Below are 25,337 nucleotides of genomic sequence, written 5' to 3'. Positions count from 1 at the left end.
CATTCTTGACCCTTTTTCGGGTCCATCCTGAGGATTAAGGTACGCCTCATTGTTATCAGTGAGGAACCTTAGCCATGAAATTGTTACATGTCGATGTGAGCCCGAAAGGCGCCAAATCCAACTCGCGTGCGCTGAGTCGCTATTTTGTTGAGCGTTTGCAGGCGCAATCCCCTGAGTTACAGGTGGACTATCTCGATCTGGATTTGCATCCGGTGAGCCATGTTACGGGAGAGTTTGCGCAGGCGACTTACACGCCAGAAGAGCAGCGCACGCCACGTATGCAGGCCGTGCTGGCGGATTCGGATCGCTTATGCGAGCAATTGCTCAACGCCGATGCCTTATTGTTCGCCATGCCGATGTACAACTGGAGTATGCCATCGGCTTTTAAAGCCTATATTGATGCCATCATCCGCACCAATCTGACTTATCACTTTGATGAACAACAAAATGTGATTGGCAATCTCACGCGCCAGAAGGCGCTGTTTATCACCACGCGTGGAGCCAGCCTGCAACCGGGTTCGCCCTATGCAGAGATGGATGCCTTGACTCCAGCGCTGCGTGCCGCCTTCGGTTTTATCGGCATTCAGGCTCCGCAGTTTGTTAACGCGGAACCGCTGGCGTTTGCCGACCAGGCCGCGCGCGAAGCCGGTTTAGCCCAGGCCTACCGCGATCTGGATGGGGTGGTGTCGCAATGGGCCGGGTCCGTGGTTACTGCCTGAACCAGCGACGCCAGACGAAGCGAATAACGAAAAACTCAATCGCGCCCAGCAGCAGAAACCACAGGCAAAACACAATGGTGTAAAGCTGATTAAGATCCTGCAAATGGAACCGGGTTTGCAGGCTCTTTGCCATCGCAAGGCTAAATGCCGGTGCGGGCAGCAGCAGCGCAGAAAGGAAGCCCAGCAGCAGAATACCACCAGGGATAATCAGGGTTTCTAACGGATTTTTCATCGCAAAATTCCACAGCAAATCGCGCGGGCATTAGCGCACAAAGCCCGGCGGGGTGCAATCCCCGGGGTTGTCGGCCCAATAATTTTCTTCTATTCCATTCACTTAGCGACATATTTAGCGAGAGTTAAGAGTTATAGCCTTTGCTATACTTAAATCCATGATTTTACTGTCTTTTTTTGGTGATTTTGCGTGGTAGACTGCGCGCACTTTTTCATTACTGAACAATAAATGCAGACAAACCTCAGGCTTCCTCGCCTTTTGGTCTGCGTTGACTGAAAAATCATGACATTTATCGCAACCCTGATTCTGGCCTTTGGTATGTCGATGGACGCCTTCGCCGCAGCACTTGGCAAAGGCGCATCCCTGCATCGCCCGGATTTTAAAGAGGCGCTGCGCACCGGCCTGATTTTCGGTGTGATTGAAATGCTCACCCCATTGATTGGTTGGGCAATTGGCCTGGCGGCCAGCCGCTATGTGATGGCCTGGGACCACTGGCTGGCATTCGGCCTGCTGACGTTACTCGGTGGCCGTATGATGATGGCTGGCTTCAGCCAGACTGCCGGTGAACCTTGCGAGCCGCCACAGCGTCACGGTTTTATGGTGTTGGCGTTAACCGCCGTGGCCACCAGCCTGGATGCACTGGCGGTGGGTGTGGGCCTGGCATTTTTACAGGTCAATATCGTGCTGACCGCGCTGACCATCGGCGCTGCCACCACCATTATGGCGACCACAGGCGTGCTGGTTGGCCGCTTTATCGGCCCGGTAATGGGCAAATGGGCGGAAGTGCTCGGGGGCGTTGTCCTAATTTGCATCGGTTGCACCATTCTGGTGGAACATATGGGTTGGTTCAGTTAAGGTTTTAGTCATTAGCGGATTGTGCAGTTGCTTAAAACCTTCATTTTTGTGATCTGCTTCAAAGTTTCTTGCTTAGAAAACAAGCTGGGTCTATACTTTTTTTAGTATTTCTCAACTTATTTTTAATCAGGTGCTTTATGAAACGGTTCTTCAAATACGTGTTTCGTGCTTATGTTGAAACTTACAAACACGTACCGCCGGGTGCTTTAAACTAAGTCCCCCGCACGTAACCCTCGATAATCGCGGTCAGGGATCGACCGGTGATTATCAATGATTTTCTTATCTCTCCCGCCCGTTATCTCCCCATTTTCCCCCTGAAATCGCCGCTTTACGCCTTCAGCCATCGGATTTTGATCTGACTATAGCCTCAGGTTATACCCTATAACTAAACAAGCATTCGTCACCCCTTCGCGCTGCATGAAATAGTCAGCTCAGGTCCTATTCACCTGTCTGACACGAGAACATCATGCTGATCCCTCAACCTTATTTACTTTTTCTTGGCGACGTTACCGATCCACTGGCAGCAAAAACCGCACGCGGCATCCAGGTCTGGCGACCGAAGCAGTGCGTGGGCGAAATCAAATTGCCGGGCTGTAGCGTTAGCCTTGGTCTGGAAGAACTCGACATTGCCACCGCCAAAGCGCGCGGGGCGAAAACCCTGGTGCTCGGCACCGCCAACGCCGGTGGTTATCTGCCGCAGCACTGGCTGGCAACCGTGTGTAACGCCATCAAAGCCGGTATGAACGTTGCCAGCGGTCTGCACCATCGTCTGGTGGATGAGCCGGAACTGGTGGCGCTGGCGCAGGAACATGGCGTCGAGCTGTTCGATATCCGTCATATGCGTCCGAAGCTGGATGTCGGCAGCGGCAAGAAGCGCAGCGGTAAGCGTGTACTTACTGTCGGTACCGACTGCTCCGTCGGCAAGATGTACACCTCGCTGGCACTGGAAGCGGCGATGCGCGATATCGGTATGAAAGCTGATTTCCGCGCCACCGGTCAGACCGGTATCCTGGTTGCCGGTGAAGGTATCGCTATCGATGCCGTCATCGCCGACTTTATCGCCGGTGCGGCAGAAGCCCTGTCTCCGGCTAACGAAGATGACCACTGGGATATCGTTGAAGGCCAGGGTTCGCTGTTCCACCCATCCTATGCCGGTGTTTCAATGGGCCTAATCCACGGTGCACAGCCACACTGGCTGGTGATGTGCCACGAAATGGGGCGCCCGCATATGCGTCATCTGCCGCATCAGCCGATGGTGAGCCTGAAAGATTGCGTCGACGCTAACTTCCGCGCGGCGGCCGTCACCAGCGATTCGGTACAGCTGGCAGGTTTTGCCATCAACACCTCGAACTACAGCGAAGAAGAAGCGCGTGCTTACTGCGCCGAAGTCAGCGCCGAATTTGGCGTGCCCGCCACCGATCCGGTGCGCTTTGGCATCGCTGATATCGCCGCGTTGCTGAAGGAGCGTGGCTAAGATGCGGCGCATGCAGATTGAAGTGCTGGAGCTGCCGCTGGCGCGCCCGTTTGCCATCTCGCGTGGCACGCGTACCGCAGTGACGGTGATCCGTGTGACGCTGGAGCAGAACGGCTTTATTGGTCGCGGCGAATGCACCCCCACACCGCGCTACGACGAAACGCCGGAAAGCGTTAACGCTGAACTGGAAGCGTTGCGCGCCGACATTGAAGCGGGCCTCAGCCGTGTCGATCTGCAAACCCGTCTGCATGCCGGTTCAGCGCGTAATGCGCTGGACTGCGCGCTGTGGCGGCTCGATGCAGCGCTGGCGAAGCAATCCTTCTGGCATCTGACGCAGCAGGAGCAGCCGATTTCGGTGATCACCGCCGAAACCCTCAGCCTCGATACCGTCGCCAATATGGCCGCCGCCGCGGAAGATGCGGTGTCGCGCGGCGCGATCCTGCTGAAAATTAAACTGAACCGTGAAGAAATCCTCGAAAAAGTGGCGGCTATTCGCGCGGCAGCCCCCCATGCCACGCTGATTATTGATGCCAACGAAGCCTGGTCCGGGGTCGATTTACACAGCCTGCTCAACGCGCTGTTGCCCTACAACATCGCGATGGTCGAGCAACCGTTACCGGCGGGTCAGGATCAGGATTTACAACGTTTCACCCATCCGATTCCGGTGTGCGCCGACGAGAGTTGCCACACGCGGGAAGATATTGCGCAGCTGCGTAATCGCTACGAGATGATCAACATCAAGCTGGATAAATGCGGCGGGTTAACCGAGGCACTGGCGATGGTGGAAGAAGCACAGAAGCTGGATATGCGCCTGATGGTGGGCTGCATGCTGGGTTCATCGCTGGCGATGGAAGCGGCGCTGCCGGTGGCGATTGCCGCTGAGCATATCGATCTTGATGGCCCGATCTGGCTGGCGGCCGACAGCTCGCCGTTCCTTTCCTATTCCCAGGGCCGAATCTGGCTATAACCCGCACGCGGAGCAACGATGACGGACACTTCACTTATTCACAACGCCGCCAGCGTTGCCGGTTCCGCGACGGCGCCGGTCCTCGCTATTCAGGATCTCAGCGTCAGCTTTCGTGGCCGTAGCGGCGTTAGCCAGGCGCTGAAAGGCATCAATTTTGCGATACACAAAGGGGAAATCGTGGCGGTGGTCGGCGAAAGCGGATCGGGCAAATCGGTGACCTCGCTGGCGGTAATGGGGCTGCTGGCGGCCTCAGGCCGTATTGATCGCGGCTCCATCCAGTTTCGTGACCGTAAAGGTCAGCTGCATCAGCTGGAAAAACTCAACGAAAACCAGCGCCGCGCGTTGCGTGGCCGTGAGATGTCGATGATTTTTCAGGAGCCGATGACCTCGCTGAACCCGGTGTTACGCGTCGGCGATCAGCTGACCGAAGCGCTGCGTGATCAGCAGATTTGCGGCAAAGCCGAAGCAGACGCGCGCGCCCGTGAACTGCTGCGCCAGGTGCGCATTGCCGATGTCGATCGCGTGATGAAAAGCTACCCGCACTCGCTGTCAGGCGGCATGCGTCAGCGTGTAATGATTGCCCAGGCGCTGGCCTGCGATCCGCAATTGCTGATTGCTGATGAACCCACTACCGCGCTCGACGTTACGGTGCAGGCACGCATTCTGCACATCCTGCGCGACCTGCAACGAGCCAAAGAAATGGCGGTGCTGTTTATCACCCACGACATGGGGGTGGTGGCGGAAGTGGCCGATCGCGTGGTGGTGATGTATCGCGGCGACGTGGTGGAACAGGGAACGGTGGCGGAAATCTTCAACGCGCCGCAGCATCCTTACACCAAGGCCCTGCTGGCTGCGGTGCCCAGACTGGGTGATATGCGTGAACACGCGTGGCCGCAGCGTTTTCCGCTGCTCGGCGCGCAACCGACGGATAACGCCGAGCAACGCACCGCGCGTTACGACGATAAACCGCTGCTCGATGTACGCGGCCTGAAAGTCTATTACCCGATTCGCAGCGGCATTTTTTCGGCGCTGACCCATCAGGTGCACGCGGTGGAGCAGATCGATTTCACCCTGTGGCCGGGAGAAACCTTGGCGATTGTCGGTGAGAGCGGCTGTGGTAAATCCACCACCGGGCGGGCGCTGATGCGCTTAATTCACAGCGATGCCGACAGCATCCATTTTCAGGGCAATGAAATCGCCAACCTGAAAGAAGCCCAGTTCCAGCCGCTGCGCCGTGAAATCCAGATGGTGTTTCAGGACCCCTACGCCTCGCTCAACCCGCGTTTGACCGTGGGCTTCACCATTGCCGAGCCATTGCTGCTGCATGGGGTGGTGAAGTCGCTGGAGGAGGCGACGCCGCAGGTGGAAGAACTGCTGAAAAGCGTTGGCCTGTTGCCGGAACATGCGCGCCGTTATCCGCATGAATTTTCCGGCGGCCAGCGTCAGCGCATCGCCATTGCCCGCGCGATGGCGCTGAAACCGAAGGTGATTATCGCCGACGAAGCGGTATCGGCGCTGGATGTGTCGATTCAGGCGCAGGTGGTGAACCTGATGATGGATCTGCAACAGCAAACCGGTGTGTCGTGGATTTTTATTTCACACGATATGGCGGTGGTCGAGCGTATCGCTAACCGCGTGGCGGTGATGTACCTCGGACAGATTGTCGAGCTGGGGCCACGTCAGTCGGTATTCAATGACCCGCAGCACCCCTATACCCAACGATTACTGGCCTCGGTGCCAGTGGCTGATCCACAGAACCGTCCACTACGCACCTTCGACGACAGCGAGATTCCTTCGCCGTTACGCAAGGTGGGAGAAACGGTCATTAAACCCCGTTATCGCCAGGTTGCGCCGCAGCACTGGGTCGCTGACGGCATTGTTTCGCGCTAACCCCAATACCAGGAGATTTTATGAACCCGTTTTTCCGTCGCACCTCGCTCGCACTCGGACTTACCCTCTCCCTGGCGGCTGCCGCACAGGCGCAGGATCTGCATATTTCGATGTATGCCGATATCACCGGTCTCGACCCGCACGACACCTCTGACAACGTCAGCTATTCAGTGCAGAGCGGCATCTTTGAGCGTCTGTTCCAGTTTGATGCGCAGATGAAGCTGCAACCCTGGCTGGCAACCAGCTACACCAGCAACGACAGTGCCACCGAATTCACCCTGACGCTGCGTAAAGGCGTCACCTTCCAGGATGGCACGCCGTTCGATGCCGAAGCGGTGAAAGCCAACCTTGAGCGCCTGGCCGATCAGACCAAAGGTCTGAAGCGCAACAGCCTGTACAAGATGATCCAGAAAGTCACGGTACTGGCACCGGATCAGGTCAAAGTCGAGCTGAACCAATCCTTTGGTGCCTTTATCAACACCCTGGCACACCCGTCGGCAGTGATGTGGAGCCCGGCGATTCTGAAACAGTACCCGGATGAAGCGCAGCTGCGTTTACATCCGGTCGGCACCGGTCCGTTTAAATTCGTCAACTGGCAGCCAGGTAAAGCCGTCACCCTGACCAAATACGACGGTTACTGGCAGAAAGGCTGGCCGAAAGTGGATAACGTCACTTTCTCGCCCAGCCCGGAAGATGCGACTCGCGTCGCGGCGCTCAAATCGGGCCAGGCGGATGCGATCTGGCCACTGCCGTCCGATCTGATCAGCACCGTGCAGAACGACAGCAAGCTGGCGATCCAGCGCGATCCGAGCATTTATCTCTACTACATGGCGATCAACACCCAGCATAAGCCGCTGGCGGATCTGCGCGTGCGTCAGGCGATCAACTATGCCATCGACCGCAACCTGTGGCTGAAAGTGGCGTTCGCCGGGATGGGCAAACCGGCCACCTCGGCTATCCCGGAAGGGGTGCAGTTCTACCAAAAGCAAAGCGACCCGAACTATCGCTATGCACCGGATGAAGCCAAAGCGCTGCTGAAAGCAGCAGGTTATCCGAACGGTCTGGACCTGAAGCTGTGGACCACCAACGCCACTGCCAGCGTGCGTGCGGCGCAGTTCCTGAAAGCGCAGCTGGCGACAGTGGGCATCCGCGTCACCGTCACTCCGATGGACTCCGGCACGCGTAACGCCAAATTGTGGGGCGTGAAGGATCCGAAGCAAGCCGAGTTCGACCTTTACTACGGTGGCTGGTCAACTTCAACCGGCGATGCTGACTGGGCGCTGCGTCCGCTGTACGCCACTGAGTCCTGGGTGCCGACCTCATACAACGTGTCCTACTACAGCAACCCGGCAGTGGATAAAGCGATTGCCGGTGGCCTGGCAACGGCGGACCCGGCCAAACGCGGTGTGGCCTATGCCGAAGCGCAGAAGCTGCTGTGGAAAGATGCGCCTGTCGCCTTCCTCGGTACGCCGGATAACCTGGTCGGCAAGCGCAGCAACCTGACCGGCGTTTCTATGCTGGCGGATGGCAACTTCCTCTATACCCAGGCGGCGTTTAAGTAAGCACACAACCCGTAGCGGCGCGATTTATCGCGCGGTTTTTTAACAAGATGCGCGATGAATCGCGCCGCTACACAGAAGGAATCGCATGTTCGCATACATTATTCGTCGTCTGCTGGAGATGATCCCGGTACTGCTGGTGGTCTCGCTGCTGGTATTCGGCTTCATCAAACTGCTACCGGGCGACCCGGCGCGTATCTACGCCGGACCGGATGCACCGCTGGCAGCGGTGGAAGCGGCGCGTCAGCACCTCGGTCTTAACGATCCGCTGCCGCAACAATATCTGCACTGGCTCGGTGGCCTGTTCCGTGGCGATCTTGGCGTGACCTATCGCACGCAGCAACCGGTGCTGGACGTGATTAAACAAGGCTTTATGCCGACCATGTGGCTGGCACTGGCGGGCTTTGCCTGGTCGGTGATCCTTGGCCTGTTTCTCGGTGTGCTGGCGGCACTGAAACGCGGCAAATGGCAGGACTGGACGCTGATGAGCGTCGCGGTGGGTGGTATCTCGATGCCCACCTTCTGGCTGGGTTTGCTGCTGATCCAGTTTGTCGCCATGCCTTTTGGTCTGTTCTCCGTCAGTGGTTTCAACAAACCTGCCGATATCATCCTGCCCGCCATCACGCTTGGTTCCTCGGTGGCGGCGGTGATGGCGCGTTTTACCCGCTCGGCTTTTCTTGAAGTGGCGCAGGAAGATTATGTGCGCACCGCCAAAGCGAAAGGGCTGCGTAACCGGCTGGTCACCTGGAAACACGTGATGCGTAATGCGCTGATCCCGGTGATCACCATGCTGGGTTTGCAGTTTGGTTTTCTGCTGGGGGGATCGATCGTGGTGGAAAGCGTCTTCAACTGGCCGGGTCTCGGCTGGCTGTTGATCGAATCGATCAAAGCCCAGGATCAGCCAGTGATTCAGGCACTGGTGATGCTTTTTGTGTTTGAATTTATTGTGATTAACCTGCTGGTAGACCTGCTCTATGCGGTCGTTAACCCGGCGATTCGCCTGCGACAGGAGCCATGATGAGTCTGCAATCTCTGCCTGCCACAACGCAGGAGACCATCCGTTCGCCGTGGCGCGATTTCCTGCACGCCTTTGTGCGCAATCCGCTGGCGCTGGTCTCGGGCGGCTTTGTGCTGCTGCTGGTGCTGGTGGCGATTTTCGCCCCGTGGCTGGCCCCGTGGGACCCCATGGCACCGGACTGGATGGCATTATCATCACCGCCGTCAGCGGCGCACTGGATGGGTACTGACGATCTGGGGCGTGACCTGCTCAGCCGTATTATCTATGGCGCGCGTATCTCGTTATACGTTGGCGTGTTGTCGGTGACGCTCGGCATGGTAGTGGGCGTGCTGCTCGGCCTGCTGGCGGGCTACTATGGCCGCTGGATCGACATGCTGATTATGCGTGGTTCTGACGTGTTGTTTGCCTTCCCTGGTATGCTGCTGGCGATTGCGGTGGTGGCGATTCTTGGCCCAGGCCTGAATAACGTGATCATCGCCGTGGCGGTATTCAGCGTGCCGGTGTTTGCCCGTATCGTGCGTGCCTCAACGTTATCGCTGAAGCAGGCTGCCTACGTGGAAGCGGTACGCTGCGCGGGTGCGCCGGATCGGGTGATCCTGCTGCGCCATATCCTGCCGGGTACGCTGTCGAACGTGATTGTCTACTTCACCATGCGCATCGGCACCAGTATCCTCACCGCAGCCGGACTGAGTTTTATCGGCCTTGGCCCGGAGCCGGACGTACCTGAGTGGGGCAACATTCTGGCGATGAGCCGCAACATGATGATGGCAGGCATGTGGCACGTCAGCGTGTTCCCCGGTCTGGCCATTTTTATCACGGTGCTGGCGTTCAACCTGCTGGGCGATGCCCTGCGCGATACGCTGGATCCCAAACTGAAGAGTTAAGCATGGATTTTCAACAGATGCAGCGCGACCTGCTGCTGCAACGCTGGCGTGCAGAGCGTCAGCTCGGCCAGCCACGCAGTGCCTGCGGGCCAGCCAATCGGATCAGTGATGTGCCAGGTGTGTGCGTTGGTCACGCCACGCTGGACGCCGGGGAAATCCAGACCGGCGTCACGGCGATTGTGCCGCCGGGCGATAACCTGTTTCAGCAGCCGCTGCCCTGTGCGGCGGCGGTATTTAACGGTTTTGCCAAACCGGTGGGGCTGGTGCAGGTGGAGGAGCTGGGCGTGTTGCAGACGCCGATCCTGCTCAGCAACACCCTGGCAGTCGGAACGCTGTTTACCACGCTGGTGCGTGATGCCATCAGCCGCAACCCGGAGCTGGGGCGCAGCCTGCCCACGGTTAATCCCGTGGCGCTGGAGTGCAACGACGGCTGGCTGAATGACATCCAGGCGCTGGCGGTAACGGAAGCACTGGCGCAGCAGGCGTTAAACGATGCGCAGACGGATTTTGCCCGTGGCAGCGTCGGTGCCGGGCGTGGCATGAGCTGCTTCAGCCTGAAAGGCGGAATTGGCACCGCCTCGCGTCTGATACCCGCGCTCAACGCCACGCTGGGGGTGCTGGTGCTGGCAAACTTTGGTGCGCTGACTGCGTTAACGCTGGACGGTGTGCGGCTCGGTGAAATGATCGAGCCGCTGCTGCCGGAACTGACGCCACAGCGTGATGCGGGTTCGATCATCATCATCATGGCGACGGATGCGCCGCTGGATGCGCGCCAGCTCAAACGCGTGGCGAAACGCGCCGGTGCGGCTCTGGGACGGCTTGGCAGCTACTGGGGACACGGTTCCGGCGATATCGCGCTGGCGTTCTCGACCCAGCCGCAACCGCAGCCCCCGCAAGATGCCGCGCTGGAGCCGCTGCTCGCCGCCGCCGCAGATGCGACCGAACACGCGGTGCTGGATGCATTGTTAAGCGCCGAAGCAGTGACCGGTTTTCGCGGTCATCACCGCCCGGCGTTGGCGGATGTATTGGATAAGTTATCTCAACCGTAACGGCGCGTTTTACAGGCCGCACCAGACCGTTGCGGCGCGATTTATCGCGCGGTTTTTGATTTTATCGTCACAAACGGAACACCTCATCCTATGAAAATTTTTATCTCTGCCGACATCGAAGGCATCGCGGGCGTAATGCGCCCGGAACAATGTTCACCGGGCCATGCGGAACATCAGCTGGCGCGTGGGTTGATGGAACAGGAAGTGAACGCCGCCATCGACGGTGCCTTCGCCGGTGGCGCGACGGAAGTGGTGGTGGCCGATAGCCATGCGCAAATGACCAATCTGCGCGCGGAAAATATCGATCCGCGCGCCCGGCTGGTGCAGGGCAAACCGCGTGGATTGTCGATGGTGGAGGGGCTGGAACAGCAACTGTTCGATGGCCTGTTTTTTATCGGTTATCACAGCGCGGCGGGTGAGCCGGGCGTGCTGGCGCACACCATCAATGGCCGCGCCTTCTGGCGCATCCACATCAACGGCAAAGTGATGGGCGAGAGCGATATCTATGCGGCGGCGGCGGCCGAGCAGGGCACGCCGCTGTGGCTGGTGAGCGGTGACGATCAATTGCAGGGTTGGATGGCGGAGCATTATCCATCGGTCGATTACGTCTGCGTCAAACGCGCCATCTCCCATACCTGTGCCGAGTCGATCAGCCCGCAGGCGGCGCAAAGCGCCATCCGCGCCGCCGCCACCGCTGCGGTACAACGTGCGCGCCAGGTCGAAACCACGCGCCTGAGTGCCCCGTATGAGATGCAGCTCCAGGCGAGCAAGCCGGTGCTGGCCGATCTGTTTAGCCTGATCCCCGGCGTCACGCGCATTGATGCGGTGACCGTCGGCTATCGTGCAGAGAAGATGGGCACGCTGATTAGCCTGCTGAGTGCCTTCTCTTATCTGGCGAGTACGCAAAATTAAAGCCACATCGCGCGCAGGTCGTACCGCTTTCCTGTGCGGCTTTTGGTAATCTGCGCGCGATTTTTTTATTCCAACGAGGCAGTCATGCAGCTTTGCAGTTTTTATATTATTGATCAGGCAACAAAAAGTTATGGCATCGTGCAGGAAAACGGTGTGGTGGATCTCGGTAAACGCCTCGGTGCCGAGTGTCCCGACCTGAAAACCCTGCTGCAACGCGGCGCGCTCAGCGACCTCGTAGCCTATGGCGCACAGCCAGCCGATTATCCCTTCAGCGCCATCCGTTTCCTGCCGGTGATTGAGAATCCGGGTAAGGTGTTCTGCGTCGGTATGAACTACGCCGACAAACGCAAAGAATTTGCCGCCACCGTAGAAGCACCGACGTTGTTTGTACGTTTTGCCGATTCACTGGCGGCGCATGAGCAGCCGTTGCTGAAACCCGTCACCACCCAGGAGTTTGACTACGAAGGCGAGCTGGCGGTGATCATCGGCAAACCCACCTGGCAGGTGCAGGCCAGCCAGGCGCTGGCGCATGTGGCGGGCTACAGCTGCTTTATGGATGCGACGGTACGTGACATGCAGTTCACCTGGTTTACCGCCGGTAAAAACTGGCCGCAAACCGGTGGCTTTGGCCCGTGGATGACCACCGCAGACGAGATCCCCGATCCGCAGCAGCTGGCGATCAAAACCTGGCTGAATCAGCGTGAAGTGCAGAACGACACCACCGCCAGCATGGTGCATCCGGTAGCGAAGATCATTGAATACATCTCCGCGTTCAGCCCGCTGGCGGCAGGCGATGTGATCATCACCGGTTCACCGGGTGGCGTCGGCAAAAAACGTACGCCACCGTTGTTTATGTTCCCCGGCGATGAGATTGAAGTGGAGATCGAAAAAATCGGGCGACTGCGTCACCACATTGCGTGATAAATCAAGCCGCTACAGGCCGCACCAGACCGTAGCGGCGCGATTCATCGCGCCGGTTTTGGTGCTTAGCGCGTAAACGTCACCACCCGGCTGCGATTCAGCAGCAGCCGCACGCTCTCGCCGCTGCGCGCCAGTACAAAGCGTTTTTCCCACGGGCCATCCATCGCGGTGGCCAGTACCCGGTCGCCGCCCAGCGATTGCAGCGTGGCGCGAATCGCCGCCGGGCCAATCCCCATGGTTAGCGTCTCGCCCTCAATCACCATTTCGCTACGCCACGCTGCGGCAAACCAGCGCCCCTGTAAGTTATCCAGGCTGGCACGGTCCGGCTGTACCGGCTCAAAGCGGCGCGCCGCATGGCCGATTTCCCCGACAATTGCCTCACCTTCATGATGTAACTGCATCGGAAAGGTGCTGGAAAGCGACACCGCATCGCCATGACGTTCATCGCGCCACAAGGTTTCGCCCGCGCCCAGCCAGGTGGCGGTGACGCCTTTGATCTCCAGCCAGTCGGCGGCAGCCGGTGCCACATATAAACCGGGCGTCAGATCGTGGCCTTTTTCCGGCAGCGTGCGGCCCAGCGCCGCAGCCAGAATGCGCAGGGCACTTTCCGAGGTGGTGACGTCCTCGCGGTTCGCCACCAGCGCCACACCGATTTTCAGTTCCGGGTGCAGCAGGAAGTAGCTTTTGTATCCGGCATGGGAACCGCCGTGACCAAACAACGTCTGACTGCCAAGGGTGGAGCTGGTCAGGCCGAGGCCGTAGCCGCTGGTACGCCCATCGTTGAGATTGCGTGGTGCGCTCAGCCGTTGCAGTACCCCTGCGCCCGGCCCGCTATCCGCCAGCAGGCTTTGCAGCCAGCGCGTCAGATGGCGCAGGCTGCCGGTGACACTGCCGGAGGCCGACAGATGCAGACCGGCGCTGGACAGCTGCCATTGCTCGCCGTTGTTCCAGTAACCCGGCACCAGGCCTGGCACGATATCGAACCAGCTTTCAGGCGCGGTCAGATTGATATCCAGTGGCTCACAAACGTATTGTTGCAGCAGATCGTTGAACAGCACCCCTTTGGCTTTCAGCGCTTCTTCCACCAGCCGGTAACCGGTGTTGGTGTAAGAAATCTCGCTGCCCGGCGGATAACTGAGGTCGCCTTCACGCGCCAGAAAATCGAGCAAATCGGCGGCGGTGGTGGCGTTGTACACCGACAAGCCCAGCAGCGACAGGGTTTCGCGCACATCCGGCAGCCCGCTGCTCATATCCAGCGCCTGGCCGACGGTGACGGCACCATTGGCCCCGGTCAGCTGCGGCAGATGCTGGTCGAGCCGGTCATTCAGTTGCAGGTAACGGCGACCAGGGCCGGTGACCAGCGTCGCGAACAGATGTTTGGTGATGGAAGCAAAGCGCACCACGCTATCCATGCTGAACGGCGTTTGCTGGGCAAGATCCGCCAGCCCGGCGCAGTGCGCGGAGTGAATATGGTGGGCATCAAACAGTACGATGGCACCGCCCGGCGCACCGGGTTGCTGCCAGCTTTGAACGATCGATTCTGCAATGTCTGCGGCCTGTTGCCAGTGGGCTGTCATGCCGGTTCCTCCAGCGTCATGCTGAGATCAAAAAGTTGCGCGGTGTGCGGATGCTGGATGCGCCGGGCGCGCAGGTCATCCGCGCTCAACTGCTCCACCATCTCGCCATGCTGCATCACGCCAATACGCTGACACAGGTGCGTCACCACCGCGAGGTTGTGTGTCACCATAATGTAGGTCAGTTTGCGTTCACTGCGAAGATCGCTAAGTAAATTAAGGATTTCCGCCTGTACCGAAACATCCAGCGCTGAGGTCGGCTCATCCAGCAGCAGCACTTCCGGCTCGGCAATCAGCGCACGGGCAATGGCGACACGCTGGCGCTGCCCGCCAGAAAGCTGGTGGGGATAACGAAAGCGCACCGCCGCAGGAAGGCCAACTTCGCTCAGCGCCTGGCTGATACGCTGCTCGGCGCGATCGAGCCGGTGCACCAGCAGCGGTTCGTGCAGGATGCGGTCGATGGTCTGGCGCGGATGCAGCGAACCGAACGGGTCCTGAAACACCATTTGTACCTGACGGTAAAAAGCGCGGCTGCGTTTGGCGCTCAGTGCCTGGCCGCCGAAGATCATGCTGCCCTGCCAGTCCTGATTAAGCCCGGCGAGGGCGCGCAGAATGGTGGATTTACCGGAGCCGCTTTCACCCACCAGGCCAAAGCTTTCGCCGTTACCGACCGCAAAACTGACGTCTTTCACCACCGTGTGCGCACCAAAAGCGATGCGCAGATTATCGATTTGAATCATGTGTTTGCTCGTTTAGCTCATCATCCGATGCAACATGCGCGATAAATCGCGCCGCTACAGGCCGCACCAGACCGTAGCGGCGCGATTCATCGCGCGATTTTGGCAACGCTAATTAATCCCGCCACGCCGCGTCACGCTGCAACACCGGCAGCCGCTCACGCGGATGGCGCAGCGATGGCAGACAGGCCAGCAGGCCACGGGTATAGGGATGCTGCGCCTGTTGCAGCTGGCCAGCTTCCAGCAGTTCGACGATACGCCCGGCGTACATCACCGCCACGCGATCGCAGAAATGCGACACCAGCGGCAGATCGTGGCTGATCAGGATCAACCCCATGCCGCGCGCTGAAACCAGATCGTCAATCAGCCGCAGGATCTCCGCCTGCACCGTGGCATCCAGCGCGCTGGTGGGTTCATCGGCGATCAGCAATTCCGGATCCGGTGCCAGCATCATGGCAATCATCACGCGCTGGCCCATGCCGCCGGATACCTCGTGCGGATAGCGCTTCGCCACCAGGGCGGGATCGCGGATTTTCACCTGCTCCAGCAGGCCAATCGCCGCCTGCATCGCCGCTTTTTTGCTGCCGCCTTTATGCTCACGCCAGGCTTCGGCAATCTGCTGGCCGATGGTCATCACCGGATTGAGCGAATATTTCGGGTCCTGCAAAATAAAACCGACGCGCTTGCCGCGAATCTGCCGCAGCACTTTCTCGCTGGCACCGCGCAGGTCGATGCCGTCAAAGCGCAGCACATCCGCCGTCACCTCAGCATTGCCCGGCAGCAGCTGCATCAGGCTGCGCGCCGTCAGGGATTTGCCGGAACCGCTTTCGCCGACGATGGCAAACTTCTCGCGTCCCACACTAAAGCTGACGCCCCGTACTGCTTCAAAAGTTTCTGCGCGATTGCGAAAGGCAATGCGCAGGTTGTCAATTTCCACCAGCATTTAGCGCTCCTTCGGGTCCAGCACGTCGCGCAGACCGTCGCCAAGAAAGTTGAACGCCAGCGACGTCAGGAAAATCGCGATGCACGGCATCAGCGGCACCCACCATTGGCTGAACAGAAAACGGCGGGCGGTGGCGATCATCGTGCCCCATTCCGGTGAGGGCGGCTGTGCCCCCATGCCAAGAAAGCCAAGGCTGGCAGCGGTGATGATGATGGCGCTCATGTCGAGGGTGATGCGCACAATCAGGCTGGGCACGCACAGCGGCATGATATGACGCAGGATAATGCGCAGCGGTGACGCACCGGTCAGGCGGCTGGCGGCGATAAAATCGCTATGGCGGAATTGCAGGGTCTCGGCACGCGCCAGACGCGCATACGGCGGCCAGGCGGTGAGGGCGATCGCCAGCACCGCGCTCTCCACCCCCGGCTTCAGGGCGGCAACAAACGCCAGCGCCAGAATCAGACGCGGGAAGGCGAGGAAGATGTCGGTCAGACGCATCAGCGCCTTATCGACAATCCCCCCGGCATAACCGGCGATACAGCCAATCAGCAGGCCCAGCGGTGCCGTCAGCACCACCACGGCGATCACCATGCCAAGCGTGGTGCGTCCGCCATAGATAATCCGCGTCCAGACATCGCGTCCCAGCTCATCGGTGCCGAGCCAGTGCGTCAGCGATGGCAGGGCGAGACGGTTATCGAGATGCTGGGTGCCGGGATCGAACGGCGTCAGCAGCGGGGCAAACAGCGCCAGCAGCAGCATCAGTAAAATCACCAGCAGACCCGCCATCGCCAGCGTGTTGCTGCGCAGGCTAAGCCACAGGCGATAACGACGGCCCCACACCGCCTGACGGCGGTTGGCGGGGGTGTCATCAAGCAGCCAGTCACGAGAGAAAAAGATCATTTTACGCGCGGGTCCCAAAGTCGATAGAGAATGTCAGCCAGCTGGTTGAGTAGCACATATACGGTGCCCACCAGCAGGGTCGAGCCGACCACCGGGTTCATATCGGCGTTCATCAGCGAGGTGGTGAGATACTGCCCAAGGCCCGGCCAGGCAAAGACGTTTTCCGTTACCACCGCTCCCTCCAGCAATCCGGCGTAGGTCAATGCCAGCACTGTCACCAGCTGCACCGCCACGGTGGGAAACGCATGTCGCCAAATCACGCGGCGTGAAGACAGACCTTTGGCGCGCGCGGTGATGACAAACTCGCCGCTCAGGGCGTTGAGCATAAAGGTGCGTGTCATACGCGTGATGTAAGCCATGCTGAAATAAGCGAGGATTAACACCGGCTGCACCATATGCGCCAGCGCATCGCGGAAGGCGTCATATTCGCCCGCCAGCAGGGAATCGATGGTCAGAAAGCCGGTGACTTGCGGCACCATATCCTGCCAGATGATGTCCTGCCGCCCCGGCCCCGGCGCAATACCCAGCACCGCGTAGAACACCAGCAGGCTGAGGAGCGCCAGCACGAACACCGGCAGCGAATGACCGGCGAGGCAAATCACACGGATGGTTTGATCCACCCAGGTGCTCTGGCGCACCGCCGCCCATACGCCAAGCGGAATGCCGATCAGCGCGGCGATAATAATCGCGGCGGTCGCCAGCTCCATGGTGGCAGGGAAGAAACGGGCGATATCGGTGGTGACCGGGTTGGAGGTCAGAATCGATTTGCCGAGATCGCCATGTAACAGCTGATTGAGGTAGTGACCAAACTGGATGTAAAGGGGCTGATCCAGCCCCATCTCCGCACGCACGCGCTCCACCACCGACTGGGGCGCGTTATCACCGACCGCTGCCAGCACCGGATCGGTGGGCATCACGCGGCCAATGAAAAAGGTCAAAACCGACAGGCCAAACAGCGTCAGCACCAGGCTGCTCAGGGTGCTGACGATTTTCTTCAGTAACGGCATCAGGCTTTTTTCACCTGCTCATACGGCCATTGCTCCAGCACCGTCATGTGGACATCACTGATATTTTTGCCGCAGACAGTGTTGCGTGTTCTCTGCATCATGTAGATAAACGGACTCTTCTCGCGCCCCAGTTGCTGAATCTGGTGATACAGGGCGATACGTTTGGCCGCATCCGGTTCGTGCAGTGCCTGCTCGGTCAGTTTGTTGAACTCTTCGTCAGACCAGCTGCAACGCCAGGCCAGCGTGCGGTTGCGCGCGTTGTCGCTGTTGTCGGTGTTGACGCAGAAGGCTTCGGTGTTGGAGTTAGGATCGAAATAATCCGCGCCCCACACGGTAAGGGCCAGCTGATGCTGACGGGCGCGCATTTTGGTCAGCACCTGACGGTTTTCGGCGGCAATCAGTGACACCTTGATGCCAATCGCGCCCAGCTGGGTCTGAATCGCCTGGGCGATATCCGGGTACGGCTGCATCGAGTAGTGATCAAGGGTGATTTCGAAGCCATCCGGATAACCCGCTTCCGCCAGCAGCGCTTTGGCTTTGCTGAGATCTTTGTGGAACGGCGTATCGTCCAGCGCTGCCGGGAAGCCGCTCGGCAGGAAGCTTTGGTGAGTGGTAAAACTCATCGACAGAATGTTTTTCTGGATGCTGTCATAATCCAGCGCCCATTTCAGTGCCTGCCACACCTGCGGTTTTTTCAGGTACTCGTTATTGGTGTTGCACGACATCAGCATAATGGCGGAGAGCGACTGATTCACCAGCGACAGTTTCGGGTCGTCTTTCACCTGCAACAATTGTTCGGTGGTCAGGTCATAGGCCACATCCACGTCACCTTTTTGCACCATCAGCGCCTGGGCTGCCGGGTCAGCAATATGTTTCAGGATCACACGTTTGATTTTGCTCTCGCCGCTAAACTGCGGGCTGAGTTCCAGAATCACCGTTTCGCTGGCGTTCCAGGTGCGCAGGGTAAAGGCACCGGAACCGGCGCTGTGCTGTTTCAGCCAGCCGTTGCCGAAGTCGTTGTTTTGCTGGTTCGCCAGACAGGCTTTCTTCGACACGATGCTGCCGACAGTGGCTGACAGGCAATACAACAGGAACGTCTCGGCGGCCGGTGCGCCCAGTTTCATCTCCACCGTGTGGGTATCTTTCGCCGTTACCAGCTGGGTGACGTTATCTTTGGTGAAGCCAAACTGGTTGATAATAAATGCCGGGCTTTTATCCAGTTTTACGATACGTTCGATGGAGAAGGCGACATCTTCGGCGGTTACCGGTGAGCCATCGGCAAATTTTGCCGCCGGATCGAGATGGAAGGTGTAAACGCTATTGTCGCTGCTGGCATCCCAGCTTTTGGCCAGTGCGCCAATCACTTTGTCGGCCTGCTGTGGGTCGGGCATCACCAGCTTCTGATAGAGGTTGCCGCAGATCTGGCCGCCAATCGCTTCAAAACTTTCGTGCGGATCGAGGCTGGTGATGTTGTCCAGCTGCATCGCCATTACCAGCATGCTGGGCGGGGTGGCACCGAAGGCAGAATTAAGGCTGAGATACGACAGGAACGGTACGGCGGTGCATCCTGCAAGAAAACGTCTTCTGGTAACCATGTAAACTCCCAACTTATTGATTATTAAAATAAAATATTTTATTTTTGCTGTTTTTTGTCTTGACTTTCCTGCGGTGCAGGGGGATTAATAACAGGCATTAAGCCTTTTGTTTCACGCTCAGGCGCTTGCCTCATTTTGGTGCGTTTTGCTCCGCCAACTGGCAGCGCTTGTGCTTTCTCCTGCACATGAAACGGATACAACATGTCTGACTTGCGTAACGCCAACCGGCTTTCCATCCCGGTTTTTGATGGTCATAACGATGTCCTGAACAAACTGTGGCAGCACCATCAGCCCGACGCGGTAAATGCTTTCCTGAATGGCACCGAATCGGGGCAGATGGACTTTCCCCGCATCCGCCAGGGAAATATGGTAGGTGGGATTTTTGCCACCTGGGTGCCATCACACCCGCTAGTTGCAAGAAGTGCGCCAGACCTCTCAGAATTTCCTGAAGAAATTATTGGCACTGCGCGCGATGCCACCTTTTCCATGCTGGCGTTGTTGCTGCGTATTGAGCAGGCATCGCAGGGGCAGGTGAAGATTTGTCGCAGCGTACGTGAGATTCGTCAGTGCATGGCCAACAACGTGCTGGCCGTGGTGATGCACATTGAAGGGGCGGAAGCGCTGGATACCCACGGTGAGTTGCTGGATATCCTTTACGCCAGCGGTTTACGCACCCTCGGGCCGCTGTGGAGCCGTCCTAATCAGTTTGGCGATGGCGTGCCGTTCCGTTACCCCTCTTCACCAGATATTGGCAACGGCCTGACGGCGGCGGGCAAGCAGCTGGTGCGCGACTGTAATCAGCGCCGCATCATGGTTGACCTGTCGCACATGGATGAAAAAGGGTTCTGGCATACCGCCGATATCAGCGATGCGCCGCTGGTGGCGAGCCACTCCAATGCTCATGTGTTAAGCGCCCAGTCCCGTAACCTCACCGATCGTCAGCTGGCGGCGATTGCTGAAACCCAGGGATTTGTGGGGGTTAACTTTGCGGTGCCGTTCCTGCGTGAAGATGGCGACCGCCATGCTCCCACCACGGTTGATACCATCGTGCGTCATGTGGAATATCTGCTGGAGAAAGTCGGCGAAGACGGGGTCGGCTTTGGCTCCGATCTCGATGGAGCGACCATGCCGGGCGATATGAAAGATGTGGCCGGTTTCCCGCTGCTGGTGGATGCCCTGGCAGCGCGTGGCTATTCGCAGGACCTGCTGGAGAAGATTTGTTACGGCAACTGGCTGCGCGTGCTCGAAGCGACCTGGGGCGAATAATCATGCGATTGCGACATATTGAGGTGTTTCAGGCGATAGTGCAGAGCGGCAGCATCAGCGGTGCCGCGCGCCTGCTCAATGTCTCGCAGCCGAATGTCAGCCGGGTGCTGAATCACGCTGAGCAGCAGCTCGGTTTTGCGCTGTTTGAGCGGCGGGCGCAGGGGATGATCGTCACGGCGGAAGGTCGGCGTTTGCTGCCGGAAGTGGAGGAGCTGTATCAAAGGTTGCAGGCGATTACGCAACTGACGGAGCAGCTGCGCCGTGGTGAGGGGCAGACGGTACGCGTGGGGGCCGCCCATGCGTTTGGTCAGATGGTGCTGGCTCCGGCGCTGGTGACCTGGCGACAGCAGGCCGCATCGGTCAGCGTGGAGCTGGTCACCGAACATTTCAGCACCCTGTGCCGCAGCATTCTCGAAAATCAGCTCGATTTCGCGCTGGTGTTTGGTCAGCAGGTGGATGCCAACCTGCTGGCCGAGCCGCTGTTTCAATCCTCGATGGTAGCGTTGCTGCCACGGGATCACACCCACAACGAACCGGTCACGCTCGAATGGCTGTGCGCCAATAATCTGCTGATGATGCAAAGCCAGGATCCGCTGGGACGGGTGCTGCACCGGGCGTTGCGCGATAAAGGGCTGACGCCAGCGGTGTCGCTGTCGATTAAAACCTATTCGGTGATTGCCGATATGGTGCTGGCCGGTGGCGGCGTGGGGGTGGTGGATCTGTTCACGGCCTGCCGTTATGCCGATCAGCTCAAGCTGCTGCCAGTGGCGCAGCCGTTACCGTTTGAGGTGATGTTGATTAGTCGCCGCGATCGGCCGCAGTCGCAATCGACTTTGCAGCTGAAGCAGGTGATTAGAAATAAGTTGTGGGAGATTGCAAGGCAGTGTGAGTCGAGGTTTTTTACGGTGAATCCGTAGGGCCTTGGTGTTTCAGCTTCGGAGGGATTTCGTTCGCTACTGGCTGAGGTAGTTTCAGTTCGCCGGTGCGGCGACCGAGCAAAGGGCGCCCTGGGCCGCGCCCTTTGCATTCCCTGGCCCTGCGCCGCCTTCCTCGCCGCTTCGCGGCTTTTTCGCGCGATAAATCGCGCCGCTACACGCCGCCTTTCGCCGCATCCTTGCGGCTCATCCTGGAATCGCACCCGCACTCAGCGAGTCCGGATGGCCCCCCCCCCCGCTGCACCCGCGATTACGGTCTTTGGTTTTTGTTTTGTTGTTTGTTTTTTTCTTTTTTCTAAGGCTTTACACCCCATCAGTGATTGGTTTTCTCACCAGCAGCAGATAGGCCAGTGCCCCCACCACCGTCACACCGGCGCAAATCATCAGCGCCAGGCTGAAAGATTTCGTGGTATCCAGCACCCAGCCGGTAATCACCGGAGCAAACGACGCAAACACAAAGCTGGCAAAGTTCTGGATACTGCCGACCGAAGCGGTCATGCGAGCGGTCACGTTCGCATGAATCAAACCCCAGCAGGATGTACCGGCAAAATGGATACAAAACAGCGCCATCCCGATTAACGTCACCGCGCTGGTGGTGTCGGTGGCGCGGGTCACGAAGGCAGTGAACGCCGCAGACAGCAACATGCCGCTGACGATACTCACTTTACGTACCTTCACTGCGTCCATACCGCGACGGACCAGCGCATCCACCACATAACCGTTCAGCAGCATACCCGCCGCACCGAACAGGAATGGAATCGCTGCCAGCAAACCGGTGCTTTTCAGATCGAGGTTATAGGTGGATTGCAGGTAACCCGGCAGCCAGGCGATATACAACCATGCGGTATAGTTGATGCCGCTGAAACCAATCATCATGCCCCACATGGTGCGTTGCTTAAACAGCCCGCGCCATTCGGCAAAGCTAATCGGTTCTTTACGTGACGCGACACTGCCCGCCTGCAAATAGTGAATCTCTTCTGCGCTCAGCTTGCTGTTGTCACGGTTGCGATAAGCCAGATACCAGCCGATAGCGAGGAACATCCCCAGCACGCCGATGGTGACAAACATGCCACGCCAGCCCAGTACCAGCATCATCGCCGCCAGAATCGGCGGGGCGATGGACAGGCCAATCATCGAGGCGGCGTTAAACATCCCCATTGGCATGCCGCGATCTTTAATGTTGAACCAGTCGTTAATCACCTTCACGCCGCACGGGTTCATCGGCGCTTCGCCAATGCCGAGGCCGATGCGCACCAGGATAAACTGGGTAAAGTTATGCACCATCCCCGCTGCCGCCTGGAACAGCGACCAGAAGAACATCCCCAGTGCCAGCATGATGCGTGGACCTTTGCGATCCAGCAGCGCACCGCACGGCAGCTGTGCCAGACCGTAAGCCAGCGAAAACGCCGACAGCAGTACACCAATCTCAGTGGCGGACAGACCCAGCTCACCGCGAATGGTCATATTGGCCACCGACAGCGAACTGCGGTCGAGATAGTTAATGATGGCGGCAAACAGCAACAACAACATTGCCGTCATCTGAATCTTTTTGATGCGCGGTGAGCGCACCACATCGCCACGAGCGGGGACGAAATCACGTCCCTCTGCGGCTGGGGTTGGCGCTGTCTCGCGACCACGCGCTGATGTATTTTCCATTGCAACCTCCCGGAGCTGGGTACTTATCGTTATCAGTCAGTGTGGGATTCTGTGGTCGCCAATTGATGCGACCTCAACAGATGGTTCGAGACTAGAAGCAAAGATGACGGGATGTTGCAAAGATGTTTCTGATTCGTGCGGGAGCTAATGATTTGTGGTTTTTAATCGGTTTTTAATTGTACTGACGAATTGAACGGATCATCGAGGTCTTGGCGGTGCCAAGATGGGTGTGCAGGGCGCACAGGGCTTCTACATCCTGGCGGCTAATCAGCGCGGTGAGAATCGCCATATGCTCCTCCAGAGCCACAATATTTCGTTGCTTCAAATCACTCTCATCCCATTGATAATGTGAATGAAAAATTACCGAGATAATCTCCAGCGACTGATTGAAAAACGGGTTATTAGCGGCGGAAAGGATCAGCGAATGCATCTCCTTATCCAGTGCAGAGAAGCGACGATAATCGCTGGCGATGGTGTCGCGCATTGCGCGATGGCGGTCAAGCAAATCACGCGCCTGAATCCAGCGCTCATCATGCGACGCCAGATTGAGAAAGCGATTCAGCGCGTGGGTTTCTAACATTTCGCGCAGTTCAAACAGTTTCTCCGCGTAATCCTGATCGAACTTCTTCATGCGCCACTGGCCGCGTTTTACCGGTTCCAGCAGGTTGTAACGCATAAACCGCAGCAGAAATTCCCGCACCACCACCGGGCTGACCTTCACCCGTTGCGCCAATTGCAGCTCGGTAAAGGTATCGCCTGGCATCAACAGTCGCTGGTTGATCAGATTAAAAAACGTCTGCTCGAATTGCGCCGCCTGCTGCTCGATCGGCGGGATGAGGGCGCTGAAACCGTCTTCGTCGCCGGGATCACGCACGATGACGTAAGTCTCATCCACCTTTTCCAGCACACCACGCTGATGCAGGTAATGCAGGGTATGGCGCACCGTGGTACGGCTGATATTGAACATTTCTGCCAGCGCCGCCTGCGGGGGTAAGGGCGAACGAATATGGCGCTGGGCAATACCTTCCAGCATTTGGTTGATCACGTTCTGGCGCAGATTCTGGCTTCGGCTCATAGCAGGCTCCGGTTTTTTATTTATTAAAAACCATCGAAAGCCCAAAAAAATCGTGTTACTTCACACTTCCGCGTGCGCAACAAGCCGTTAACATCGATTTTCGCCATAACTGCGACATCAGCACAGGAGAAACCTATGACAAGCATGAAAACCCTGGTGGTAATGGAACCCCGCAGCATGGTGTGGCAGCAGCGCCCGAGACCGACCCCCGCGGCACACGAGGTCCTGATCAAACCGATTACCGCCGGGATTTGCGGCACCGATATTCACGCCTGGGCGGGGAATCAGCCGTTCTTCAGCTATCCGCGCGTGCTGGGCCATGAGCTGTGCGGCGAAGTGGTGGCGTTGGGCAGTGCGGCCAGTGGTTTTACCCCCGGCCAGCGCGTGGCGCTGATCCCTTATGTTTCCTGCCAGCAGTGCGATGCCTGCCAGAGTGGCAAAACCAACTGCTGTGAAAACATTTCGGTGATTGGCGTGCATCAGGATGGCGGTTTCTGTGAATTTCTAAGCGTGCCGCAAAATAACTTACTGGCGGTGGATGATGTGGCGGTGGAAGCCGCAGCCCTTATCGAACCTTTTGCCATCAGCGCACACGCGGTGCGTCGGGCGGCCGTGGCGGCAGATGAACAAGTGCTGGTGGTCGGCGCCGGGCCGATTGGCCTCGGGGTTGCTGCCATCGCTGCTGCTGCGGGGGCGCAAGTGGTGGTTGCCGATACCAGCGAACAACGGCGGGCGCATGTCACGCAACATCTTAATCTGACCACCATCAACCCGCTGGATGCGGATTTTGATGCCACTCTGCGCGCGCAGTTTGGTGGTCGACTGGCGGCGAAGGTGATTGACGCCACCGGTAGCCCGGCGGCGATGAACGGCGCGGTGAAACTGATTCGTCACGGTGGCACCATCGTGTATGTCGGCCTGCACAAAGGCGATTTGGTGATCCCGGATACCGAGTTCCACAAAAAGGAAACCACGCTGATGGGCAGCCGTAACGCCACGCGCGAAGATTTCGATAAAGTGCGCGAACTGATGGCAACGGGTCAGCTACGTGCCGACATGATGCTCAATCGACATTATGATTTCTCCACCCTGGCGGAAACCTTTGAACCTGACGTGATTAACAACCGCGAGTTAATCAAAGGTGTTATCCACTTCGCGCGATAAATCGC

24 protein-coding genes are annotated in these 25,337 nt (G+C 58.4%); 14 read left to right on the top strand and 10 right to left on the bottom strand.

Annotated features, from left to right (window positions below; genetic code table 11):
- Positions 1–74: 74 nt before the first annotated feature.
- The gene (locus HA50_RS19875; RefSeq protein WP_084877776.1) at positions 75–719 is read left to right on the top strand and encodes an FMN-dependent NADH-azoreductase; all 645 of its coding nucleotides are present in this window, start codon (positions 75–77) and stop codon (positions 717–719) included.
- Here the strand turns inward: HA50_RS19875 and HA50_RS19870 are convergent.
- Complete coding sequence (locus HA50_RS19870; RefSeq protein ID WP_084877774.1) at positions 709–951, bottom strand: DUF1158 domain-containing protein; 243 nt, start codon at positions 949–951, stop codon at positions 709–711. The two genes, HA50_RS19875 and HA50_RS19870, sit on opposite strands and share 11 nt — an antisense overlap.
- A gap of 282 nt (positions 952–1,233) precedes the next feature.
- Here HA50_RS19870 and mntP point away from each other — a divergent pair, with 282 nt between their 5' ends.
- From mntP to HA50_RS19820, 10 genes are all read left to right on the top strand, one after another.
- Positions 1,234–1,806: a manganese efflux pump MntP gene (gene mntP / locus HA50_RS19865; protein WP_084877771.1), complete on the top strand. Its 573-nt coding sequence runs from the start codon at positions 1,234–1,236 to the stop codon at positions 1,804–1,806.
- A 466-nt stretch (positions 1,807–2,272) separates the two neighbouring features.
- Positions 2,273–3,280: an N-acetyltransferase DgcN gene (dgcN, locus tag HA50_RS19860; protein WP_084877768.1), complete on the top strand. Its 1,008-nt coding sequence runs from the start codon at positions 2,273–2,275 to the stop codon at positions 3,278–3,280.
- Position 3,281: 1 nt separating this feature from the next.
- On the top strand, positions 3,282–4,247 hold the full coding sequence (dgcA, locus tag HA50_RS19855) for an N-acetyl-D-Glu racemase DgcA (RefSeq protein ID WP_084877766.1): 966 nt from the start codon (positions 3,282–3,284) through the stop codon (positions 4,245–4,247).
- Positions 4,248–4,265: 18 nt separating this feature from the next.
- Entirely contained in the window at positions 4,266–6,137 is a 1,872-nt protein-coding gene (locus tag HA50_RS19850) for an ABC transporter ATP-binding protein (protein ID WP_084877764.1), read from the top strand.
- A gap of 20 nt (positions 6,138–6,157) precedes the next feature.
- Positions 6,158–7,699, top strand: coding sequence for a glutathione ABC transporter substrate-binding protein (locus HA50_RS19845; protein WP_084877762.1), 1,542 nt, complete (start codon positions 6,158–6,160; stop codon positions 7,697–7,699).
- An 85-nt stretch (positions 7,700–7,784) separates the two neighbouring features.
- Complete coding sequence (locus HA50_RS19840; RefSeq protein WP_084877759.1) at positions 7,785–8,714, top strand: ABC transporter permease; 930 nt, start codon at positions 7,785–7,787, stop codon at positions 8,712–8,714.
- Positions 8,714–9,598, top strand: a complete 885-nt coding sequence (locus tag HA50_RS19835) for an ABC transporter permease subunit (RefSeq protein ID WP_084877756.1) — start codon at positions 8,714–8,716, stop codon at positions 9,596–9,598. The genes HA50_RS19840 and HA50_RS19835 overlap by 1 nt, the downstream gene beginning before the upstream one ends.
- Before the next feature lie 2 nt (positions 9,599–9,600).
- Complete coding sequence (locus HA50_RS19830; protein ID WP_084877753.1) at positions 9,601–10,647, top strand: DmpA family aminopeptidase; 1,047 nt, start codon at positions 9,601–9,603, stop codon at positions 10,645–10,647.
- Between the two features lie 90 nt (positions 10,648–10,737).
- Complete coding sequence (locus tag HA50_RS19825) at positions 10,738–11,559, top strand: M55 family metallopeptidase (protein WP_084877751.1); 822 nt, start codon at positions 10,738–10,740, stop codon at positions 11,557–11,559.
- A gap of 84 nt (positions 11,560–11,643) precedes the next feature.
- Positions 11,644–12,480: a fumarylacetoacetate hydrolase family protein gene (locus HA50_RS19820; RefSeq protein WP_084877748.1), complete on the top strand. Its 837-nt coding sequence runs from the start codon at positions 11,644–11,646 to the stop codon at positions 12,478–12,480.
- Positions 12,481–12,545: 65 nt separating this feature from the next.
- Here the strand turns inward: HA50_RS19820 and HA50_RS19815 are convergent, their stop codons facing one another.
- The 7 genes from HA50_RS19815 to HA50_RS31415 all read right to left on the bottom strand — a co-directional run bounded on the left by HA50_RS19815 (position 12,546) and on the right by HA50_RS31415 (position 19,439).
- On the bottom strand, positions 12,546–14,057 hold the full coding sequence (locus HA50_RS19815; protein ID WP_084877745.1) for a serine hydrolase domain-containing protein: 1,512 nt from the start codon (positions 14,055–14,057) through the stop codon (positions 12,546–12,548).
- Positions 14,054–14,794: an ABC transporter ATP-binding protein gene (locus tag HA50_RS19810; protein ID WP_084877743.1), complete on the bottom strand. Its 741-nt coding sequence runs from the start codon at positions 14,792–14,794 to the stop codon at positions 14,054–14,056. Before HA50_RS19810 ends, HA50_RS19815 begins: the two co-directional genes overlap by 4 nt.
- Before the next feature lie 112 nt (positions 14,795–14,906).
- Entirely contained in the window at positions 14,907–15,734 is an 828-nt protein-coding gene (locus HA50_RS19805; protein WP_084877740.1) for an ABC transporter ATP-binding protein, read from the bottom strand.
- Positions 15,735–16,634, bottom strand: coding sequence for an ABC transporter permease (locus tag HA50_RS19800; protein ID WP_084877737.1), 900 nt, complete (start codon positions 16,632–16,634; stop codon positions 15,735–15,737).
- A complete protein-coding gene (locus tag HA50_RS19795) occupies positions 16,631–17,641 on the bottom strand; it encodes an ABC transporter permease (protein ID WP_084877735.1) in 1,011 nt (336 codons plus the stop codon). The genes HA50_RS19800 and HA50_RS19795 overlap by 4 nt, the downstream gene beginning before the upstream one ends.
- The gene (locus tag HA50_RS19790; RefSeq protein WP_084877732.1) at positions 17,641–19,236 is read right to left on the bottom strand and encodes an ABC transporter substrate-binding protein; all 1,596 of its coding nucleotides are present in this window, start codon (positions 19,234–19,236) and stop codon (positions 17,641–17,643) included. Before HA50_RS19790 ends, HA50_RS19795 begins: the two co-directional genes overlap by 1 nt.
- A gap of 38 nt (positions 19,237–19,274) precedes the next feature.
- A complete protein-coding gene (locus HA50_RS31415; RefSeq protein ID WP_158087421.1) occupies positions 19,275–19,439 on the bottom strand; it encodes a hypothetical protein in 165 nt (54 codons plus the stop codon).
- Here HA50_RS31415 and HA50_RS19785 point away from each other — a divergent pair.
- Complete coding sequence (locus tag HA50_RS19785; RefSeq protein WP_208617301.1) at positions 19,438–20,502, top strand: dipeptidase; 1,065 nt, start codon at positions 19,438–19,440, stop codon at positions 20,500–20,502. The genes HA50_RS31415 and HA50_RS19785 overlap by 2 nt on opposite strands.
- Before the next feature lie 2 nt (positions 20,503–20,504).
- Positions 20,505–21,419 carry a LysR family transcriptional regulator gene (locus HA50_RS19780; protein WP_084877729.1) on the top strand — a complete coding sequence of 305 codons (915 nt, stop codon included), beginning with the start codon at positions 20,505–20,507 and terminating at the stop codon, positions 21,417–21,419.
- 321 nt (positions 21,420–21,740) lie between these two features.
- Here the strand turns inward: HA50_RS19780 and HA50_RS19775 are convergent, their stop codons facing one another.
- Positions 21,741–23,093: an MFS transporter gene (locus tag HA50_RS19775; protein ID WP_084877727.1), complete on the bottom strand. Its 1,353-nt coding sequence runs from the start codon at positions 23,091–23,093 to the stop codon at positions 21,741–21,743.
- Between the two features lie 172 nt (positions 23,094–23,265).
- Positions 23,266–24,168 (bottom strand): GntR family transcriptional regulator, encoded by a 903-nt coding sequence (locus tag HA50_RS19770; RefSeq protein WP_084877725.1) that lies wholly within the window; start codon positions 24,166–24,168, stop codon positions 23,266–23,268.
- A gap of 135 nt (positions 24,169–24,303) precedes the next feature.
- On the opposite strand from HA50_RS19770, the gene HA50_RS19765 reads away from it, so the two are divergent.
- Positions 24,304–25,332 (top strand): zinc-binding alcohol dehydrogenase family protein, encoded by a 1,029-nt coding sequence (locus HA50_RS19765; RefSeq protein WP_084877722.1) that lies wholly within the window; start codon positions 24,304–24,306, stop codon positions 25,330–25,332.
- Positions 25,333–25,337 lie beyond the last annotated feature (5 nt).

Source organism: Pantoea cypripedii, from assembly GCF_002095535.1.
GTDB lineage: Bacteria > Pseudomonadota > Gammaproteobacteria > Enterobacterales > Enterobacteriaceae > Pantoea > Pantoea cypripedii.
The sequence above is the reverse complement of the archived record's forward strand: the minus strand, read 5'-3'. Positions and strand labels throughout refer to the sequence as shown.